Origin of the sequence: Allorhizobium paknamense (assembly GCF_030815125.1) — a bacterium.
GTDB lineage: Bacteria > Pseudomonadota > Alphaproteobacteria > Rhizobiales > Rhizobiaceae > Allorhizobium > Allorhizobium paknamense.
Window position 1 is genome coordinate 285754 of sequence record NZ_JAUSWH010000003.1, and the last position, 20303, is coordinate 306056.

Sequence of the window (20303 nt, forward strand, 5' to 3'; positions counted from 1 at the left end):
CCGTGCGCCCTTTTTTGCGTTTGAAGGTTTGGCATTATGAAGTTCACCAAGCTGCGGGTGGTGGGCTTCAAATCCTTCGTGGAGCCCACGGAATTCATCATCGAAAAGGGCCTGACCGGTGTGGTCGGGCCAAATGGCTGCGGCAAGTCCAACCTTGTCGAGGCGCTGCGCTGGGTGATGGGGGAAAATTCCTATAAGAACATGCGCGCCTCCGGCATGGACGACGTGATCTTTTCCGGCTCCGGCAATCGCCCCGCCCGCAACTCGGCGGAGGTGCAGCTTTTTCTCGATAATTCCGACCGCACCGCGCCTGCAAACTTCAACGATGCCGATGAAATTCAGGTGTCGCGCCGCATCGAGCGGGAAAACGGCTCGGTCTACCGCATCAATGGCAAGGAAGCCCGCGCCAAGGATGTGCAATTGCTGTTTGCCGATGCCTCCACCGGCGCGCGCTCGCCTTCCATGGTGGGGCAGGGGCGCATCGGCGAGCTGATCCAGGCCAAGCCGCAGGCAAGGCGACAATTGCTGGAAGAGGCCGCGGGCATTTCCGGCCTGCATTCACGCCGCCACGAGGCGGAACTGAGGCTGCGTGCCGCCGAGACCAATCTGGAGCGGCTGGAGGATATTGTCGCCCAGCTTGAAAGCCAGATCGAAAGCCTGAAGCGGCAGGCCCGGCAGGCCAACCGCTTCAAAATGCTTTCCGCCGATATCCGCGCCCGCGATGCCATGCTGCTGCATATCCGCTGGACGGAAGCGAAACAGGCCGAAGCCGAGGCCGAGAGCGCGCTGAACGAAGCGACCTCGCTGGTGGCCGAACGGGCGCAGGCGCAGATGGAAACCGCAAAACATCAGGCGATTTCCAGCCTGAAGCTGCCGGAACTGCGTGAGGAGGAAGCCAAAGCCGCTGCCGCCCTGCAACGCCTGCAAATTGCCCGCAGCCAGCTGGAAGAAGATGCCGGTCGCCTGTTCAAGCGCCGGGACGAGCTGATGCGGCGGCTCTCGCAACTGGGTGAGGATATTGCCCGCGAGGAGCGGCTGGTTTCCGACAATGCCGAGGTTCTCGCCCGTCTTGAAGGCGAGGAGAGCGAATTGCAGGCGCTTCTGGCGGAGTCCGGTGAAGAGGCGGAAGAGCTGAAGATCGCCTTCGAGGAGGCCGCCGCCAGCCTTGCCGAGACGGAAAAAGCCTTTGCCGCCGTCACCGCCGAGCGGGCAGAAGCCGCCGCCGGTCGCAACCAGTTGGAACGGGCGCTGCGCGATCTTGCCGACAAGCGCCTGCGGCTGGAGCGGCAGGCCGATGAGGCGGGCCGCGAATTGCAGGGCCTGGCCGAAAAGCTTGCCAGCCTTCCCGACCCGGAGGAAAGGCGCGAGGCGGTGGAGGCGGCCGAATTTGCGGTGGAAGAGGCCGAAGCGCAGGTCATCGAGACGGAAGACGGTTTGAACGAGGCCCGCCGTGCCGAGGCCATGAGCCGTGGCCCGGTGGATGCCGCTCGCACCCGGCTCTCCGCGCTGGAAACCGAGGCCAAAACCATTGCCCGGATGCTCGCCTCCACCACGGCGGGCGAATTTTCTCCCGTCGCCGAAGAGCTGACGGTGGAACGCGGCTTCGAGACGGCGCTGGGGGCGGCCCTTGGCGATGATCTGGAAAGCCCGCTGAATGACAAGGCGCCCGCCTATTGGTCCATGCCAGGGCCGGATGGGGACGATCCGGCACTTCCCGCCGGGATCACGCCGCTGATTGCCCATGTTCAGGCTCCCGCCGCCCTTGCCCGCAGGTTGAAGCAGATCGGCGTGACCGATCTTGAGACCGCCCGCCGCCTGATGCCGCAATTGCAGCCGGGGCAGCGGCTGGTGACGAAGGAGGGCGCGATTGTCCGCTGGGATGGTCATGTCACCGGTTCGGAAGCGCCGAGTGCGGCGGCCCTTCGCCTTGCCCAGAAAAATCGGCTGGCCGAACTGGAAGGCGAGGCCGAGGAAGCCCGCATCGTGCTGGAGGAGGCGGAAGCGGCGCTTTCCGAACGCCGCGAGGCCATCACCGCTGCCGAGGCATCTCTGGCGGAGGCACGCGACCGCCAGCGCATGGCCGCCCGCAAGCTTTCGGAAGCGCGCGAAGCATTGACGGCGGCAGAACGCGCCTCCGGCGATCTGCTGCGCCGCCGCGCCGTGGTGGAAGAGGCGCAAAAGGGCCTGCGCGACCAGATCGAGGAAGCGGAAGCGCTGACCGAGGAAGCCCAGATTGCCCTTGCCGATCAGGCCGATCTGACGGCGCTGGACCAGCGGCTGGACGCGCTGCGCCAGGAACAGGCCATTGGCCGCGCCCAGGTTGCCGAAACCCGTGCCCGCCATGAAGGCTTTGCCCGCGAAAACGACCAGCGGCAGCGGCGTATTCTCGCCATAAAACAGGAGCGCCAGACCTGGGGCGAGCGCGCCCGCAGCACTGAAGAGCATATCCATACGCTGAAGGACCGCGAGGAAGAGGCCCGCGAGGAATTGCTGGAACTGGAAGCCGCACCCGACGAATTCGATGAAAGGCGCCGTCTGCTGATGGCCGAGCTGGAAAAGGCCGAAAAATCCCGCCGCGATGCCGGTGACCGGCTGGCGGAGGCCGAAACCGCGCAGCGCGAGGCCGATCAGGCTGCCGCCACCGCGCTTTCGGCGCTGGCTGAAAGCCGCGAACGCCGGGGCCGCGCCGAGGAAAGGCTGATCTCCGCCCGTGAGCGCCGCAAGGAAGGCGAGGCCCGCATTCTCGAAGCGCTGAACGTGCCGCCGCATGAGGCCTTCCGCCTGACCGGGCTCAAGCCCGAGCAGCCCTTGCCGGATCTGCGCGAGGTGGAGCGCGAACTGGACCGGCTGAAAATGGAGCGCGAACGGCTGGGCGCGGTCAACCTGCGCGCCGATGAAGAGCAGAAGGAACTTTCGGAAAAACTCGCCCACCTCATCAAGGAGCGGGATGACATTATCGATGCCATCAAGAAGCTGCGCGGCGCCATCCAGAGCCTGAACCGCGAAGGCCGAGAGCGGCTGGTGGCGGCTTTCGATGTGGTCAATGCCCAGTTCCAGCGGCTCTTCACCCATCTTTTCAACGGCGGCACGGCAGAACTGCAACTGATCGAAAGCGACGATCCGCTGGATGCGGGGCTGGAAATCCTTGCCCGCCCGCCCGGCAAGAAGCCGCAGACCATGACGCTGCTCTCCGGCGGCGAACAGGCGCTCACCGCCATGGCGCTGATCTTTGCCGTCTTCCTCACCAATCCCGCGCCGATCTGCGTGCTGGACGAGGTGGACGCCCCGCTCGACGACCACAATGTCGAACGCTATTGCAACCTGATGGATGAAATGGCCGCCTCCACGGAAACCCGCTTCGTCATCATCACCCACAACCCCATCACCATGGCGCGGATGAACCGGCTGTTCGGCGTCACCATGGCCGAGCAGGGCGTGTCGCAACTGGTTTCGGTGGACCTGCAAACGGCGGAAGCCCTGCGGGAGGCGGTGTGATGCGGCGATGGCCCGTCATTCTGCTGGCCCTGACGCTGCCCATGCCCGCTTTTGCCGAAAGCCTCTCCGGCAATTTCCTGGCGCAGGTGGTGAAAACCTCCAAGCCGCATCGCGATAGTCTCAATGCGCTGATCCGCGGCAGGCAGGGCATTCCCACCTGGGTGCGCAACATGATCGTGGCGGATAATTACATTACCCTTGCCTCCGAACAGAAGGATGTGGAGGGCAAGCCCATGCAGCTTTTCCCCGCCTGCCAGTTCAAGCGCTGCGATGAAAGCGCCATCCGTCTGCTTTACTCCGCCGATGGCAAGCATGTGGTGATGCGCATTCAGGATAATGCCCTGGGCGTGGTGTTTCTCGGCGATCCGACGCCTCAGGAAAAAGCGGCGCTGCAGCCGCTGCCTATTCAATAAACTCCCCCGGATAGACACCCCAGACGGAAGCCTGCGGCAGATAGCCCCTGCCGCTTTGCTCCAGCAGGGAGACGGCGCACCATTTGCCATCGCAATGGCGCAGCACGATCCGCACCTCCGGCTGCAGTTTCGCCACCACCCGGGCGGAGGCGGAGGGCGAAGCCAGAAGATTGATGAGGGCGCCTTTCGATTTGATCCAGGGGGCCACCAGCCCGGTGCGGCGGCTGGAGAGCAGCGGCGCCATCATCCAGCCGCTGGCGCCGTCGCTGTCGCGCACCAGCCGCCAGTGGCCATATTCATCGAGGATCTCCAGCGGCAGGCCCTTGGCGTGATAGACATAGCGGATCGGGTAATCGGTGGAGGGGCCGACGCGCATCCGCGCCTGATCCGACCGGAGCGAGACGAAGCGCGGCACCGGAAAGCCGGTTTCCCGGCCCTTTTGCCTCATGACCATCGCCTCGCTTGCCGCAGGGGCTATGCCGCACAGCCCGGCAAGCGCAAGAGCCAGGAAAAACCGCAGGGGATGCCGCATCGGCATGGGTCCTTTATACCAAGGCTCGAAGATGCTAGAGCGTTTCATTATTTCACGGAAACAGTGAAACGCTCTAACTCTTTGTTTTTCGCATTTCCGGACGTAAAACCGGTTCCCACTTTTCCTGGAAATGCTCTAACGCATCCTCGCCTTGAAGAGATTTCGAATATCTCAATTTCGTCAGAGGCTTGAGATATTCGAAAAAGGAATAGGATGAGTCATTTTCAATGACTCATCGTATCACCGGCAGGCCGCCGCCTGTTTCAGCGCTGCCGTTACGCCTTTCAGGGAATAGGTGTAGCGGGTCTGCGTCCCCCGGCGGGAGGTGGCCTCCACCTTGAGGTCAGAGCCGGCCTGCATGGCGGCGACCACCCGCTTGTCATCGGCCTCCTGCCGCGTCCAGCCGACATTGTCCTTCGGCAGCATGTCGAAATGATCGCCATCGACAGTAACGCGAATCGTCGATCCCGGCTTGGCGGTATAGCCCAGCACCGCCTGCGGATAATAGGAGCCGCCGGCTCCGGATTTCGGCGCGATCAGAAAGAAATTCTTGCCATGATCCACGCCCACCGGATCTTCCTTCACCGGCACGGACAGCACGTAGCACACGGTGCGGCCACCGCTTTTGTAGGAAAACAGGCCCCAATGGTCGAACTGCTTGACCATTTTCGGCGCTGCGGAGGCAATGCTGGCGGAAAAGCTCAGAAGGGCAAGGGTCAGGAGAATGGTTTGCAGGGATGACATGAAGGTCGGCTCCTTTCGTCTTTTTGGTGGCGGTCAGCAAGAACCGGTCATACCCCAAAGGACTGCCGATAAAGTTGCCGAAGCGTTAATTTCCCTTCACAATCGGTTGAGCTATTTGCGACATAATTTGTTAGGCTGCTGAAACGAATAGGCTTTCAACCCATATTTCTGTCGCATTTTGGCCATCGATGCGGCGCGGCGCATGAAAGATGCCGCCGCGCATGTGCCGATCCCACGGTGTAGCAAAAATGACGATACAGCCATGCCGTAATAATGCTGCAATGCGGTATAGAGTTGAAGGTCATCATGTTTTGCAGGTAAACTGATTTGCAGAACCTGGTGGGACGGCCGGGATGGGGAAGAGGGTCAAGATGCGAAAGTGGGTTTACACCTTCGGCGACGGAAAGGCCGAGGGCGGCGCCGGAGATGTGGATCTCCTGGGCGGCAAGGGCGCGCATCTGGCTGAAATGGCAGCCCTTGGCCTGCCGGTGCCGCCGGGCATGACGATCGTGACCGATGCCTGCTCGCATTTTTACGCCCATGGCCGCAGCCTGCCGGACGCGTTGAAGGCCGAAGTGGCCTCCGCCTTGACGCAGATCGAGACGATGTCCGGCCGCCGCTTTGGCGATGCCGCCAATCCGCTGCTGCTGTCGGTGCGCTCCGGGGCGCGATCCTCCATGCCGGGCATGCTGGATACGGTGCTCAATCTCGGCTTGAATGCGGCCACCGTCGAGGGTCTGGCCGCCGTATCGGGCGACGAGCGCTTTGCCTGGGATAGCTATCGCCGCTTTATCCAGATGTATGGCGATGTGGTGCTGGGCCTCGATCACGAGGTTTTTGCCGAAATCCTGGAGGATGAAAAGGCCCGTCTCGGCATCGAATACGATACCGACATGGCGGCGGAAGACTGGCGGCATCTGACCGGGCTTTACAAGCAGGTCATCGAGGAGGAACTGGGCGAACCCTTTCCCGAAGATCCGCAGGTGCAGCTCTGGGGCGCGGTCAGCGCCGTCTTTGCCTCATGGATGAACAATCGCGCCGTCACCTATCGCATGCTGCACAATATCCCTGGCGATATCGGCACGGCAGTGAATATCCAGGCCATGGTCTTCGGCAATCTCGGCTCCGCTTCCGCAACGGGCGTCGCCTTCACCCGCAATCCGTCGACGGGGGAAAAGGCGCTCTACGGCGAGTTCCTCGTCAATGCGCAGGGCGAGGATGTGGTGGCGGGCATTCGCACCCCGCAGGCCATTACCGAACAGGCCCGGCGCGAATCCGGCTCCGACAAGCCATCGATGGAAAAGCTGATGCCGGAGGTGTTTGCGGAATTTGCCGGCATCTGCGCCCGGCTGGAGCGTCACTACCGCGATGTGCAGGATGTGGAATTCACCATCGAGCGCGGCAAGCTGTGGATGCTGCAGACCCGCAATGCCAAGCGCACCACCAAGGCGGCGATGAAGATCGCCGTCGATCTGGTGGAAGAGGGCGTGATCACCGAGGAAGAGGCGGTGAGCCGCATCGATCCCGCCTCGCTGGACCAACTCCTGCACCCGACTATCGATCCGCGCGTGAGCCGCGAGGTGATCGGCACCGGCCTTCCGGCCTCGCCGGGGGCGGCGACTGGCGAGATCGTGTTTACCGCCGAGGATGCGGTCATCGCCGAGGATGAGGGCCGCAAGGTCATTCTGGTGCGGGTGGAAACCAGCCCCGAGGATATTCACGGCATGCATGCGGCGGAAGCGGTGCTGACCACCCGTGGCGGCATGACCAGCCATGCGGCGGTGGTGGCGCGCGGCATGGGCATTCCCTGCGTGGTCGGCGCGGGCTCCATGCGCATCGACCTGCGCAACGGCTTCCTGCTCGGGCTCGGCGTCAAGCTGAAGAAGGGCGATGTCATCACCATCGACGGCACCTCCGGCCAGGTGCTGAAAGGGGCGGTACCGATGATGCAGCCGGAGCTTTCCGGCGATTTTGCCCGGCTGATGGAATGGGCCGACAAGGCACGGCGGATGACCATCCGCACCAATGCCGATACGCCCGCCGATGCGCGGGCGGCGCGCTCCTTCGGTGCGGAAGGCATCGGGCTTTGCCGCACCGAGCACATGTTCTTCGAGGGTGACCGTATTCACGTCATGCGGGACATGATCTTGGCCGAGAGCGAGGCGGGCCGCCGGGCCGCGCTCGACAAGCTTTTGCCGATGCAGCGCGAGGATTTTACCGAACTGTTCAAGATCATGCACGGTCTTCCGGTGACAATCCGCATGCTGGACCCGCCGCTGCACGAATTCCTGCCGAAGACGGCCAAGGAAATCGCCGAGGTGGCGCAGGCCATGGGCATGGAACCCCGGCAACTGGCCGAGCGCGTTTCTGCCCTGCATGAATTCAACCCGATGCTCGGCCATCGCGGCTGCCGGCTGGCGATCTCCTATCCGGAAATCGCCGAAATGCAGGCGCGCGCCATTTTCGAAGCCGCCATTGCTGCGGGCAAGGAAACCGGCGCGCCGGTGGAGCCGGAAATCATGGTGCCGCTGGTCGGCCTGCGCTCGGAGCTGGATTACGTCAAGGCCGCAATCGAGCGGGTGGCGAGCGAAGTGATGGAGGAGGGGGGGCTGCACATTTCCTACCTCGTTGGCACGATGATCGAGCTGCCGCGCGCCGCGCTTCGCGCCCATGTGATTGCCGAGGCGGCGGAATTCTTCTCCTTCGGCACCAATGACCTGACGCAGACCACTTTCGGCATGTCGCGCGACGATGCCAGCGCTTTCCTGCCGACCTATCAGCGCAAGGGTATCATCGAGCGCGACCCCTTCATCTCGCTCGACTTCGACGGAGTTGGGGAGTTGATCCGTATCGCCGCCGAGCGGGGCCGCCGCACAAGACCGGACATGAAGCTCGGCATTTGCGGTGAACATGGCGGCGATCCCGCCTCCATCCACTTCTGTGAGGAAATCGGGTTGGACTATGTATCCTGTTCGCCGTTTCGCGTGCCGATCGCCCGTCTTTCCGCCGCGCAGGCCGCTATTCGCGGCTCGATTGAATGAGTGTGTGCGTTTATAATTGATAACTGTCATTTATTGACAATTTTACCGGTTATTTTCCAGTTCCTTTACATCCCTTGTTCTATGACTGACCAAGCTGAAACGCTCGGATGAGGAGCGTTAAGCTCTGATAAACAATCATTGGCGCAGGGCATTCTCGTGCCGCGTCAGCCGAACAGGTCGTTCAAGGACAAGGGTTCATGCGGTTTCATCCTCTGTTTCTGCGTTTGCTGCGAGATCGCTCCGGCAATTTCGGGATGATCTCCGCTTTCCTGATGGTGCCGCTGCTTCTGGCGGTGGGCGTGGCTATTGATCTGAGCCGCGCTTATAATTCCAAGATCAACGCCCAGACGGCAGCCGATTCCGCCGTGCTGGCCGCATCCGCAGCCTATAGCCGCTCCACCAGCCTTTCCACCATCGCCGATCAGATCGATGTCTATCTCAAGGCCAATGGCGGCAGCAGCCTGACGCGCGTTTCCGGCCCCACCATCAATTCCGCAGGCAATGAGCTTTGCGTCACGGTGCAGCAGTCGGTGGAAACCACCTTCATGCAGATCGCCTCGATCAACAGCGTGCCTGTGACAGCGCAATCCTGCTCGTCCATCGGTCAGCAGGATCTGGAAGTGTCGCTGGTTCTCGATGTTTCCAGTTCGATGATCGAGCAGGGCCGTTTTGCGCCGATGCAGCAGGCGGTGCTGAGCTTTCTCAAGAGCTTTTCCAACAACACGGCGGCGGCAGAGCACGCCCGTATCGCCATCGTGCCCTTTTCCAGCCGCGTCAATATCGGCATGGCCCGCACCAGCTGGCTGCGCGCCTATGAAAGCAACGCCGCCGTGCCGAGTCGCTGGAAGAATATGAGCTCCTATTACAGCGATTCCAAGTATACACTTTCCACCTGGGTGGATGGCGTCACCCGCTACGCCTATACGTCCAAGCCGAATTACTATTGGGCAGGCTGTATAGAGCCCCGCGCCGACGTGGAGATGTATGAAAAGGGCAGCTATACCAGCCTTTCCACCAATGATGCGCCACCCTCGACCCTGGGCTTCGTCGCCATGGACGATAATCCCGGTGCAAAGGGCCAGTTCAGCTACTGTCCGCCGCCGATGATCGGCCTCACCAATGATTTTACCGGCCTGCAGACGGCGGTGAGCAAGCTGACCTCGGAAGGTTCGACACGCCTTGATGCCGGTGTGGTGGCGGGCTGGTATTCGCTCTCGCCGCAATGGCGCACCGCCTGGGGCGGCACGGCGCCGCAGGACTATTCAAACTCGCTGCGCAAGGTCATCATCTTCATGACCGATGGTGAAATGAACACCAAATGGGGTGAAAACGGCGATAGCACCAAGCTGGACTGGCTCTGCGTCAACAATCAGAGCGACAGTTGCGATAGCAAGGCCACGGAAATCTTTCTGGCCACCTGCCAGAACATCAAGAGCGCCGGGATCGAGATCTTCACCATTTCCTACAGTTCTGATGCCGATGTCACCAATCTGAAGAAATGCTCCAGCGGCACCAGCTATGCCTATAGTGCGTCTACGACGAATATTCAGACGGTCTATGAAAATCTCGCCGCCAATCTCGTCTCGGGCTGGGCACGGCTGACCCAGTAATATCAAGGGTCATTGGACATGCCCGTTGGCAGACCTTGCTGACCGGCGGTGACAAATCGCCTCATTTATGAAATAGGGCGGGTCTGACGCAGCAAAGACAGGCCGCCCATGAGCCCGCAGTCCATGAAGCCCCAGACCGGCTCCCAGACCTCCCGCAAGCGCCGCCAGAAGGGCAGGCCGCCGGAAAGCGCATCTGTTCCGGCACGGCGCGGGGCGGAGCCGCAGATGGCGGCGGCGACGGCGCGCAAGGCGTGGATACGGGCGGTGATGCGGCAGGATCGTTTCAAGGCGGCAGCGCTGTTTGCCGGTTTTGGCCTGTTTCTGCTGCTGGTTTCGCAGGCTTTCCCTCATGATTACGGCTTCACCGAGCTGGGGGCGCTGTTTACCTTCTCGGTCTACGACCTCGTGCTGGCCATGCTGGGCATTGCTGTGGCGGTGGCCCAAATGGAAACGCGCCGGCAATTTGCCATCACCATCGGGCTGTTTCTCGCCGTTCTGGTGCCGATGCTGCTGTTCTTCGACGGTATCTTTGCGCTGATCCGCGACAGCGCGTTGGGGGGCCTGCTTTATCTGGTGGCCCCGGTAGCGGTGGCCTCCACGGGGGCAAGCCTCTGGCTGAGAGGCAAATGGCGGGGTCGCGCCGTGGCCGTGGCGGCCATGGTGGTGGGCTTTTCCTTTTCGCTCTTCCTGGGGCTCGATGATTTCGGGGTGGGTATCCCGTCCTTTGCCATCGCATCGGTGATGTCAGCGCTGTGGATCATCCTCGCCCCGGCCTTTCTGCTGCGGTGCTTCCGGGGGCCATGGCTTATCATTCCGGCGCGCATTCTCGGCAGCTGGCTCATTGTCATCGCGGTCATCGTTACCGTTTCTCTCTACGTGCCGCTGCCCATCAAGGCGCAACCGCCGCTCGATCTCGGGGCTGAAACACCGGCAGGCTCGCCCAACCCCGCCCTGCAGGACAAGGGCGCCTACGGCACCATGCAATCGGATGGCCTGCTGCCGGATGACGAGGAAGAACCGCAGGCCGACCCCAATGCGCCTTCGGTTTTCGACAGCCTCAAGATGCCGAAGATCGGCCCCTGATCTCCGGCCCCTGATCTTCTACAGGCAACGAGAAGCCGCTTGCACCTGTCTGCATGACAGGTTTGATACGGCCTATCCTGCTGTCGCAACCCTCTGTTTCCAGTAGAGTCATCAGCCTGTCATAGTTCGAAATACGGTATTTCGAAATAAAACGGCGATTTTCCTGTTTCTCCGAAATCTACTTCGGTTGTATTTGATATAGGTACAATTATGAGGTAATGATTTATCGAAAAATCTAATATAAAATTTGAAATTCGAGTTTTATTGTGATGTTAACGAATATTGTCTTAGAATTACTATCAAATAATTCTAATGTAGTTCGGGGCAATGAACTATCATGTGGGGACATGTATTATATATTGATGCTCTAAAAAAACTTCTGGAAGAAACCCGCGCGGTTCCATGGGGATGCTTTTTTGTAAAAGCGCGAACCATGCGATCAGCAGCGGCAGCACTTCTGGCGGACAGTAGCGGCAATATTGCCATAACCTTCGCCTTGCTGGCGGTGCCCTTGATCGGCGCGGTCGGCATCAGCATCGATTATGCGCGGGCCTATAATATCCGCACACAATTGCAAACGAGGCTGGACGCAGCGCTCTTGAATGCCGTCGGCGATATCGACAGCGGCAATATCGCAGCACTGCAGGCCAAGGTGCAGAGCTGGATGCAGGCCAACAGCTATGGTGAGCTGCAAAGCTTTACCCTCGGCGATCTTTCGCTCGATCCCGCCACCATGATGATCAATGCCACGGCCTCGACAACCGTTCCCACCTCTATTGCCGGGATTTTCGGGGTGAACAGCCTGGATATTACCGTCAATTCCTCCGTGCAGGGTCCGACGAAACAATATCTCAACGTCTACTTCGCACTGGATAAATCCGCCTCCATGCTGCTGGCGGCCACCAAGGCGGGGCAGGACCAGATGTATGCCTCGGATGCCAAATGCGCCTTTGCCTGCCACTCCGGCGATGGCACGACCTATACCTACAAGGGCGCGACCTATAAGAATGCCTATCTTCTGGCGCGCGCCATGGGGGTGCAGCTCAGAACCGATGTGGCGCTGGAGGCGGTGGGCGATGTGCTCGACCTGATCGACAGCGCCGATCCGAAACATGAGCGTATCCGCAACGGTCTTTATCTCCTCGGCCAGACCGCCAAGCAGGTCAGTACGCCCGGCTTTTCCACGGATGCCAGCCGCAAGCTGCTGAAGGACGACACCAGCGGCACCACCAGCGCCACCTCCGATTCGCAATCCTATTTCGACTGGTCGTTGCCCGCGCTTGGGAAAATTGTCGGTTCGGCGGGCGATGGCAACAGTTCCAGCACACCCAAGAAACTGGTGCTGATGATAACGGACGGGGTTCAGTCCGAGCGGCCCTGGGTCTGGAACGTGACCTGGGCCAACCGCATGCCGACCTCCGCCGATCAGTTGCAAACCGTCATCACCCCCCTGAACCCGGACTGGTGTGCGGATATGAAAAGCCAAGGCGTCAGCATCGGCGTGGTCTATACCACCTACCTGCCTATTCCCCAGGATTTCGGCTATATGGCCACGCTGAACAAGACCATGGCCAGCAGCAGTTTCGTCTCCGTCTGGCGGGGCAAGCTGGCTGGCGGTGCCGGCAGCATGAAGCGGGTGGATTATATTCCCACCGCACTGTCGCAATGCGCCTCCAGCCCCGATCTCTTCGTCTCGGCCAACACGCCGGACGAGATCGTGGGTGGCCTGACGAAGATTTTCAAGAACTACATGCTCAAAGTGCGGCTGACGAGTTGAGCCGATGAAAAAGCTTCTCTCCTCCTGCAAAGCGAATAGAGCGGTTTTGCCTTTCCGCGCATGCCGCGTCTTGCTCCGATGCTCCAGCGGCGCCGCCGCCGTGGAATTTGCCATTCTGCTCGTGCCCTTCTGCATCCTGGTGTTTGCGCTTCTGGATCTGGCGCTGGTCTTCTTCGTCTCCAGCGCCCTGGATTCGGCCCTGGACACTGCGGCGCGCTCAGTGCGGCTGGGCAAGGCCTATAGCGAGCAATGGACGCTTGCAGACTTTAAAACGCAGGTCTGCAACAACATGGCCTGGCAGTTCGATTGCGAACATAGCTTGAGGATCTCCACCACGGTGCTGAAGAATTTCTCCGATGTTCAGCTCGCCAATCCCGCAACCGACGCCATCGCGCTGATCCCGGAAAGTTTCGATCCCGGCAATTCCAGAACCTACATGTCCATCCAGGCCTTCCTCACCTGGCCCAGCCTGCTCTCGGCGCTGGGCATGGAGCCCTATCCGGTGGTCAACGGCAATTATGTCCTCTCCGAAGCGGTGCTCTTCCGCAACGAACCTTTCGGAAATTGATGATGACGCTCTTTTTTGACAGGCAGATCATGCGGCGAATGTCCCTACGGCAGGGCAGGACAGCATTTCCAGGAAAAGTGGGAACCGGTTTCCACCTTTCACGGAAATGCTCCAGACGCCGGTGGCGCTCAGGCTTTGGCCGCTTCCTTGCCGACCGTTCCGGGCAATCCGGTGTGGAATTCGCCCTTCTCGTCCCCGTGATGCTGCTGTTGCTGGCGGGCACGGTGGATCTGGGCGAAGCGCTGATCGTCAACCGCAAGATCGACAAGCTCGCAACCACGCTTGCCGATGTGATTGCGCAGGAATCCAACTGGCCGTCCAGCGATGTCGATAATGTCATCACCGGCGGCACAGCCATCGTCACGCCGTTTGAGACCAGCAATCTGAGGATCATGATCGGCGTCGTCCATTTCGATAGCAATGGCAATCCGCTGGTCAGCTGGACGCGGGCCTATCGCACCGACCCTCTCAAAAGCGGCACGCCCTGGCCCTATCCGCTGACGGGCGCCATTATCGACAAGAGCAATGAACTGGTGGCCGTGCATGTGGAATATAATTTGACCACGTCCGTCTCCGACCTCGCCAAAAGCTTCTATGGCAATGGCAGCTACAGTTTCGTCCGCGATGCGATTTTCCGTCCGCGTATCTCAACCACCATTACCAATACCGGATAATATAGGGAGTCATTGCAGAGGAGCCCCACTCACCGCTCGCGGAACGCCTTGTTGAAATAGAGCGCCAAAGGTTTGACCAGATAGGAGAAGGGCGAGCGTTCCGAAGTCTGGATGAAGGCCTCCACCGGCATGCCGGGAATGACCTGCACATCCCCAAGCCTGGCGATCTCGCCCTGATCCGGCTTGATCTTGGCCTTGTAGAAGCTGTTTCCGGTCTTCTCGTCGTTGAACACATCGGCGGAAACTTCCACCACCGTGCCGTGGATATCCGGGGTCTGGCGGCGGTCGAAGACGCTGAAGACCAGATCGGCCTTCTGCCCGACATGGACCTGATCGATTTCGTTCGGCGCGATGTTGGTGGTCACCACCAGCCCGACATTCTGCGGAATGATGTAGAGAATGGGATCGGCGGCGCGCACCACCGCGCGCAGCGCGTGGATATTCAGGCCAAAGACCACGCCGCCCACCGGCGCGGTCACCTCCGTGCGGCTCAGCGTTTCCAGCGAGGAGGCACGCTTCTGGCGCAATTCGGCAATCTGCGCCTCGGTTTCGCGCAATTGCGTTACGGCTTCCTCACGCACCTGACTGCTGACATTGAGAATGGCAATCTCGATTTCGGCAATCTTGGCGCGGCTTTCGGCGATACTGGCTTCGGTGGTGGCAATCTCACCATCGGCTTCCACGGCGGAGCGTTGCAGGGTCATCACCTTGCTGGTCTGGGTCAATCCGTCCTTCAGCAGCGCTTTTTGAACCTCCAGTTCCTCGCCGATCAGCCGGCGCTGCTCCTTCAGTGCCTCGCGCTTGGCAATTAACCCCTCCACCTGCTGGGCGGTCTGGCGCTTGCGCTCCTGCAATTGCCCCACCTGCTTTTCACGGCTCTCATGACGGGCGGCCAGAAGGGTGCGCTGCCCGTCCACCACATCGCGGGCATGGGCATCGGTTTCAGCCCTTTGCAGCAGTTCGGGATCGAACTCGATGCTGCTGGCATTCATCTGCTCGGCCTTCAGCCGTCCGGCCATGCCGAGCAGGGAGAAAAGCTGGTTTTCGATAATGGTGAATTCCGCCCGGTCCAGCTTGTCGTCGAAGCGCACCAGAACCTGACCCGGCACCACCACGTCGCCTTCCTTCACCAGAATGTCCTTGACGATGCCGCCCGTCTGGTGCTGCACCACCTGCCGGTTGGTTTCCACTTCCACCGCGCCACCGGCCACCACGGCGCCATTGATGGTGGTGAACACGCCCCAGAAGCCGAGGCCGAAAACCAGCACCGCCAGCGTGCAAAAGCCGAGCGCGGTATAGCCGCGCGTGTTCCAGGCGGAGGCGGGCTTGCGGGTGGGAAGGGTCATGAGGACCATGGCTGGGCTCCTGTTGACCGATGATGCGGCGGCGGCGAAAGCCATCATCGTCATCGGCCGGTCTCGATTGTCGTTACTGTTTCAGTGGGCTGCCCACCGGCATGGGGCCGACCGGCCCCACCACCTGGGCGGCATTGCGCAAATGAGCGCGCAGCACCTCGTCGCGGGGGCCGAAGGCCACGCGCGCGCCATTGTCCAGGATCATCACCAGTTCGCATTCCTCAATGGCCGCCGGGCGATGCGCCATGATCACCGCCGCCCCGCCCGCAGCCTTCAGGCCGCGAATGGCGCGGTTCAGCGCCTCCGAGCCCTCGGCATCGAGATTGGAATTCGGCTCGTCGAGGATCAGCAGCACTGGATCGCCATAGAAGGCCCGGGCAAGACCGATGCGTTGCTTCTGCCCGCCGGAGAGGCGCTGGCCGGAGGCGGGCAGTCGGGTATCGTAGCCCTGCGGCAGTTTCAGGATCATCTCATGCGCACCGGCCTTGCGGGCGGCTTCGATCACCTTTTCCGCATCCGGCGTGCCGCTGAGGCGGGCAATGTTTTCGGCAATCGTGCCCTCGAACAGCACAACATCCTGCGGCAGATAGCCGATATGATCGGAAAGAGCATCGCCATACTGATCAAGTGTTGCGCCATCCAGCCGGATCTTGCCGCCCATGGCTGGCCACACACCCGTTAAAAGCCGCGCCAGCGTCGATTTGCCGGAGCCGCTGGGGCCGATCACGCCCAGCGCCTGACCGGGCTTTAACTCCAGGCTCACCATGCGCAGCGTCGCCATCTGCTCGCCGGGCGGCAGGGCGGTCACCTGTTGCAGGCTGATAAAGGCCTTGGGCCGGGGCAGGGCGGTGCGCTCCACATGGGCGGGCACCTGCTGCAACAGCCCGGCCAGATTGCGCCAGCCTTCAAAGGCGCGCTGCACCAGACCCCATTGGGCAATGGCCGATTCAATCGGCGCAAGCGCCCGGCCGATCAGAATGGAGCCGGCAATCATCGCGCCAGCCTTGATCTCGCCGCGCAGCACCAGCCAGGCGCCCAGCGCCAGAATGGCCGATTGCAGGAAAATGCGGAAAGTCTTGGAGGCGGTGGAGTAAAAGCCATTGGCATCGGAATAGGCGATATGGGCCGAAAGCGCTTCATGCCGCAGCCCATGCCAGCGTGGTGCTGCGGAGGTGATCATGCCAAGTGCGCGCACCGCATCGCCATCGCGCACCAGGGCGGAGGTCAGTTCATCGCTCTTGCGCGTCACTTCCGCCGCCTGCTTCTGAAACCGTTTGGTGCCGCTCTGGTTCAGCGCCGTCAGCGCCACCAGCGCCAGACCGCCCACCACCGCAAGAGCCCCCATCCACGCGTGAAACACAAAGATGATGAACAGAAACACCGGCGTCCAGGGAATGTCGAACACGGCAAACACTGCGGAGGAGGCCAGCATTTTCTGCACGGCATCCAGATCCCGCATGCCGGAGGTGGTGGTGATGCCGCGCTGGCCAAGCGTGCTGCGTTCCAAAAGCGCCCGGAACACCCGAAAATCGAATTCCTCCTGAAAGCGCGCGCCGATGCGGGCTGCGATCCGGGCGCGGACATGATCCAGCACCGCCATGATGGCATAAAGCGCCGTCATCAGTAGAAACAGCACCAGCAGGGTCGCTTCCGAGCGCGCCGCCAGCACCCGGTCATAGACCTGCAGCATGAAGAGCGGACCGGTCAGTACCAGCAGGTTGACGAAGAAACTGAACAGCCCGATCGCCACAAAGCCGTTGCGGCTGCGGCCAAGCGCCCGGCGCAACTCCTCAAACCCAGCCTTGTCATTCTTCGATGCCTGCATGAAACGCCCCAACTCTTTGTTCTTACGCATTTCCGAATAGAAAACCGGTTTCCACTTTTCTCGGGACAATGCTCTGGCCGGACGCGCACCCACCTTCACGCCCGTTTCGAAACCCTTCGGCTATTCTATCGCTTTAAATTTAAATTTTTCTAATTCGTCCGGCAGGCGATCATATCTACCGCCCGCTACCCGTCTCGGTCGTGTAAATCACAGCATAAAGCAGCGGCAGTGTTGAGAAAAGTCGGGAATAAAAAAAGCCCGCACGAGGCGGGCGATTTAAGCTGGTCGGAGTGGAGTGATTCGAACACTCGACCCCCACGTCCCGAACGTGGTGCGCTACCAGACTGCGCTACACTCCGTGACCAGCGGGGTCTCTATAGACCAGCCGTTTCTGATAGACAAGCGGGGCTGCCAAAAAACTTTCATTTTTTTGAGAACCCATTCATTTCAAAGGCTTATATTGAAATTTTCACGGAGAGCGCGCGTGTTGCCCCGAATGGCGGCTCCGCCCTTGGTCCGCCTGTCTTCACAATCCCGTTTTTCCCAGCCTTCCCGTTGAACATCGGTGAAAAATTAGCGGCGGGAGAGTTTCACACTTGCGCCATAATGCAGTATGGAACAGCGGGAATTGCTGGGAAGGGCGGTTTGCGGCCTTTCCGTTCTATAAAGGGACAATAAAGATGACGTTTCGCATGATGCTCGCAGCTGGCCTTGCCCTGGCGCTGGCGGGCTGCTCCACCACGGGCGGGTCCATGGCTGTTTCCAAGCCGTCTGCCTTGCAAACCCGCTGGGCTGGCCAGTCGGCTGGCGTGTTCTTTGCCAAGTTCGGCCCGCCGATCAATGATGAAGATGTGGGTGGGGATACGGTTTACACCTGGCGCGGCGGCTTCAAGACCCGCAGCGTTCCTGCCGCTTACGACAAGACGGCGGATGGCAAGCGCGGCAAGCAGATCCGTCCTGCCCGCACCGACTATCTGCGCTGCGAAGTGCGCATCACCGTGTCCGACAATTACACCATTCGCGACATCAAGCCGGTCTTCGACAAGAAGCTGGATGATGGCCGCACCTGGTGCGAAGAATTCCTGGCCGGAAACTGATCCGGGACCGGATTTCCAGCAAAACCGCCGGTCCGCCTCTGCGGCCCGGCGGTTTTCTTTACATCAACTGCAACAGCGATTGGGTGGAGGAATTCACGATGGAGAGTGACTTGATCCCCAATTGCTCCTTGGCCTGAAGCGCTTTCAACCGGCTGGATTCCTCGTTCATATTGGTATCCACCATGCCGCCCACGCCGGTGGTGATGGAGGATTGCAGGTCCTTGGCGAATTCATGCTGGGTTTCCACCCGGTTCGCCTTTGCGCCCAGCTCCGTGGCCACGTCGGTCATGCGCTCGGTCATGGCATCCACCACCTTGATCATCTCATCCAGTTCCTGGTTGGTGGTGGTCGAACTGAGCTTGATCTCGTCATAACTGGTGCCGGCATTGGTGCCGTTGAACAGCACCCAGGTCTTGGAGGCGCCGAGCGCATTGGCAAAGCCCGGCCCGGTGAGAATGCCTTCGTCACCGCCCTTGTCATCGATCATATAGTTGACATTGGTCGTGCCGGCCTGGCCGTCGATGTCATAATCGATCGTATCGACACTGAGATAGCCGTTATTGTCCCGCTGGAAGGAACTCACAAGGCTGCGCTTGCCCGGATCGTTGCGATCCGAGCGCTGAAGCCAGTTCTCGCCTGAAAAGGAGGAGCTTTCGGCGATATTGCGCAATTCATCCTTCATTTCGGCAAGCTCGGTATTGATCTTGTCGCGATCCACCCCCGGCTCGCGCGCCATCACCAGCCGCGACGTCATGCGCGACATGATATCGGTTGCCGAGGACATGCCCTGAAAAGCAGTATCCAGCACCCCCGCCGCCATGCTGAGGGCGTCTTCCACCGCCTTGAGCGACCGGTTATCCGACCGCATGGTCGTGGCTATCGACCAATAGGCCGCATCATCCGCTGCCGTTGCGACACGATAGCCGGTATTGACCCGCGCCTCGCTCTGGTCGCGGCTGGCAACCGTATTCCGCAACGAGCCAAGTGCGACATAGGCCGACACATTGGTATTCTTACTCACCATACGCTTTACTCACAGACGCAAAACGAAAACAAAAAATCCCTGCTGCCGGCGCAACACCACGCCGGACACCACCTCATTTGCTCAATTGTCCTGAAACCCCAGGCTGAGAATTTTATAGCGCCGTTAAGGTTAAGTCCCGCCCAAGGAAGATGGTGAATGGGGGATTAAGTTAGGAGTAATGGTGTTAACTGTTGTGTATGGCGGAGCGGCGCCTCGTTCTCGTCGTAGGAGATTTTTAACGTATAGATTGCAATTTCAATTCAATGAACTTTTAGTCGCGGGGCCATGTGGGGCATGGGTAAAGTCGTATTCAATGCTGTAAAAAATGAAGATGAAGAGCGTTACGAATATATAAGGCGGACAAGAACGATCTGCATGTATCCGGGCGATAGGCCGCAGGGTATCTATTCGAAATCCCTCGTTAAGGTAAAAGTTGCTAATCCACAAGATGACAAAACTGTGGAGGGCGTCTTCTGCATTGATTCAAAGGGATCAAAAAAGGGTCAGCTTCTTGCTCACCACTCGCACTTCAAGGGCATTGCCGCAGGTTCGGTTGTTGATATTGATATTAAGCCTGCAGCACCTGTAGATTATGTGGAGTGGCTGCAACAAAATGACGATCCCGAGCGGAAGGCCTTGGGGGAGATATTGAATTTTGCGCTTACCGGCGCTGAGGATGCAAAAACGGCTCGGACAGCTTCTGAGGAAAATCTCGATGCTGCTCAACGAGACAGATCGGTCGCAGCACACGATAGGCAGCGAGGGGTGTTTTACGGCATCGCCGGTTTTATCGGAGGTATCGTGTTTGATATTGGCATGCTGGAAGAGAAACTCGGCATCAAATTCCCCTTAGTGCTCATTATCATGTTGTTTCTGATCGTTGTGTACGCAATTTTTCGCGGTTTTCGCCCCGAACGAACCACATAACCTGAATGCTTTAAATGGCTGGGGCGCCTGGAACAAAATCCAACTTTTTCTAGGGCATTGTTTCGCTTTATTTTATTGTAATTGTTGACCTATTTCTGTCGAAGTTGTAACACCGGGCTGTAACGCCGGGATGCTACA

General features: G+C 60.1%; 15 protein-coding genes and 1 tRNA gene. 10 read left to right on the forward strand and 6 right to left on the reverse strand.

Translation table 11 applies throughout. The features are described 5' to 3' along the window. Window positions 1-36: 36 nt before the first annotated feature. Both QO005_RS07215 and QO005_RS07220 read left to right on the forward strand, forming a co-directional pair. Window positions 37-3495, forward strand: a complete 3459-nt coding sequence (locus QO005_RS07215; protein ID WP_307157316.1) for a chromosome segregation SMC family protein — start codon at window positions 37-39, stop codon at window positions 3493-3495. Then, a complete protein-coding gene (locus QO005_RS07220; RefSeq protein WP_307157317.1) occupies window positions 3495-3908 on the forward strand; it encodes an Ivy family c-type lysozyme inhibitor in 414 nt (137 codons plus the stop codon). Before QO005_RS07215 ends, QO005_RS07220 begins: the two co-directional genes overlap by 1 nt. Here QO005_RS07220 and QO005_RS07225 read toward each other — a convergent pair. Beyond that, window positions 3898-4440: an SH3 domain-containing protein gene (locus QO005_RS07225; protein WP_307157318.1), complete on the reverse strand. Its 543-nt coding sequence runs from the start codon at window positions 4438-4440 to the stop codon at window positions 3898-3900. The two genes, QO005_RS07220 and QO005_RS07225, sit on opposite strands and share 11 nt — an antisense overlap. A gap of 240 nt (window positions 4441-4680) precedes the next feature. Then, a complete protein-coding gene (locus QO005_RS07230) occupies window positions 4681-5184 on the reverse strand; it encodes an invasion associated locus B family protein (protein ID WP_307157319.1) in 504 nt (167 codons plus the stop codon). Window positions 5185-5555: 371 nt separating this feature from the next. On the opposite strand from QO005_RS07230, the gene ppdK reads away from it, so the two are divergent. From ppdK to QO005_RS07260, 6 genes are all read left to right on the forward strand, one after another. Then, the gene (gene ppdK, locus QO005_RS07235; protein WP_307157320.1) at window positions 5556-8225 is read left to right on the forward strand and encodes a pyruvate, phosphate dikinase; all 2670 of its coding nucleotides are present in this window, start codon (window positions 5556-5558) and stop codon (window positions 8223-8225) included. Window positions 8226-8422: 197 nt separating this feature from the next. After that, window positions 8423-9835, forward strand: a complete 1413-nt coding sequence (locus QO005_RS07240) for a TadE/TadG family type IV pilus assembly protein (protein WP_307157321.1) — start codon at window positions 8423-8425, stop codon at window positions 9833-9835. Window positions 9836-9943: 108 nt separating this feature from the next. Then, entirely contained in the window at window positions 9944-10918 is a 975-nt protein-coding gene (locus QO005_RS07245) for a hypothetical protein (RefSeq protein ID WP_307157322.1), read from the forward strand. Window positions 10919-11351: 433 nt separating this feature from the next. Continuing rightward, window positions 11352-12695 carry a pilus assembly protein TadG-related protein gene (locus tag QO005_RS07250; protein WP_307157323.1) on the forward strand — a complete coding sequence of 448 codons (1344 nt, stop codon included), beginning with the start codon at window positions 11352-11354 and terminating at the stop codon, window positions 12693-12695. Window positions 12696-12795: 100 nt separating this feature from the next. Continuing rightward, window positions 12796-13263, forward strand: a complete 468-nt coding sequence (locus tag QO005_RS07255) for a TadE/TadG family type IV pilus assembly protein (protein WP_307157324.1) — start codon at window positions 12796-12798, stop codon at window positions 13261-13263. Window positions 13264-13436: 173 nt separating this feature from the next. Continuing rightward, the gene (locus QO005_RS07260; protein ID WP_307157325.1) at window positions 13437-13937 is read left to right on the forward strand and encodes a TadE/TadG family type IV pilus assembly protein; all 501 of its coding nucleotides are present in this window, start codon (window positions 13437-13439) and stop codon (window positions 13935-13937) included. A gap of 29 nt (window positions 13938-13966) precedes the next feature. Here QO005_RS07260 and QO005_RS07265 read toward each other — a convergent pair whose 3' ends face one another. The 3 genes from QO005_RS07265 to QO005_RS07275 all read right to left on the reverse strand — a co-directional run bounded on the left by QO005_RS07265 (window position 13967) and on the right by QO005_RS07275 (window position 17476). Then, the gene (locus tag QO005_RS07265; RefSeq protein ID WP_307157326.1) at window positions 13967-15292 is read right to left on the reverse strand and encodes an HlyD family type I secretion periplasmic adaptor subunit; all 1326 of its coding nucleotides are present in this window, start codon (window positions 15290-15292) and stop codon (window positions 13967-13969) included. A gap of 73 nt (window positions 15293-15365) precedes the next feature. Next, entirely contained in the window at window positions 15366-17117 is a 1752-nt protein-coding gene (locus tag QO005_RS07270) for a type I secretion system permease/ATPase (protein ID WP_307157327.1), read from the reverse strand. A 282-nt stretch (window positions 17118-17399) separates the two neighbouring features. Beyond that, window positions 17400-17476: transfer RNA gene (locus QO005_RS07275), tRNA-Pro, on the reverse strand. Between the two features lie 321 nt (window positions 17477-17797). Here QO005_RS07275 and QO005_RS07280 point away from each other — a divergent pair. Then, a complete protein-coding gene (locus QO005_RS07280; RefSeq protein WP_307157328.1) occupies window positions 17798-18214 on the forward strand; it encodes a hypothetical protein in 417 nt (138 codons plus the stop codon). Window positions 18215-18272: 58 nt separating this feature from the next. On the opposite strand, the gene QO005_RS07285 is transcribed toward QO005_RS07280, so the two are convergent. After that, window positions 18273-19238, reverse strand: coding sequence for a flagellin N-terminal helical domain-containing protein (locus tag QO005_RS07285; protein ID WP_307157329.1), 966 nt, complete (start codon window positions 19236-19238; stop codon window positions 18273-18275). 294 nt (window positions 19239-19532) lie between these two features. On the opposite strand from QO005_RS07285, the gene QO005_RS07290 reads away from it, so the two are divergent. Continuing rightward, the gene (locus QO005_RS07290) at window positions 19533-20165 is read left to right on the forward strand and encodes a hypothetical protein (protein WP_307157330.1); all 633 of its coding nucleotides are present in this window, start codon (window positions 19533-19535) and stop codon (window positions 20163-20165) included. Window positions 20166-20303: the final 138 nt, after the last annotated feature.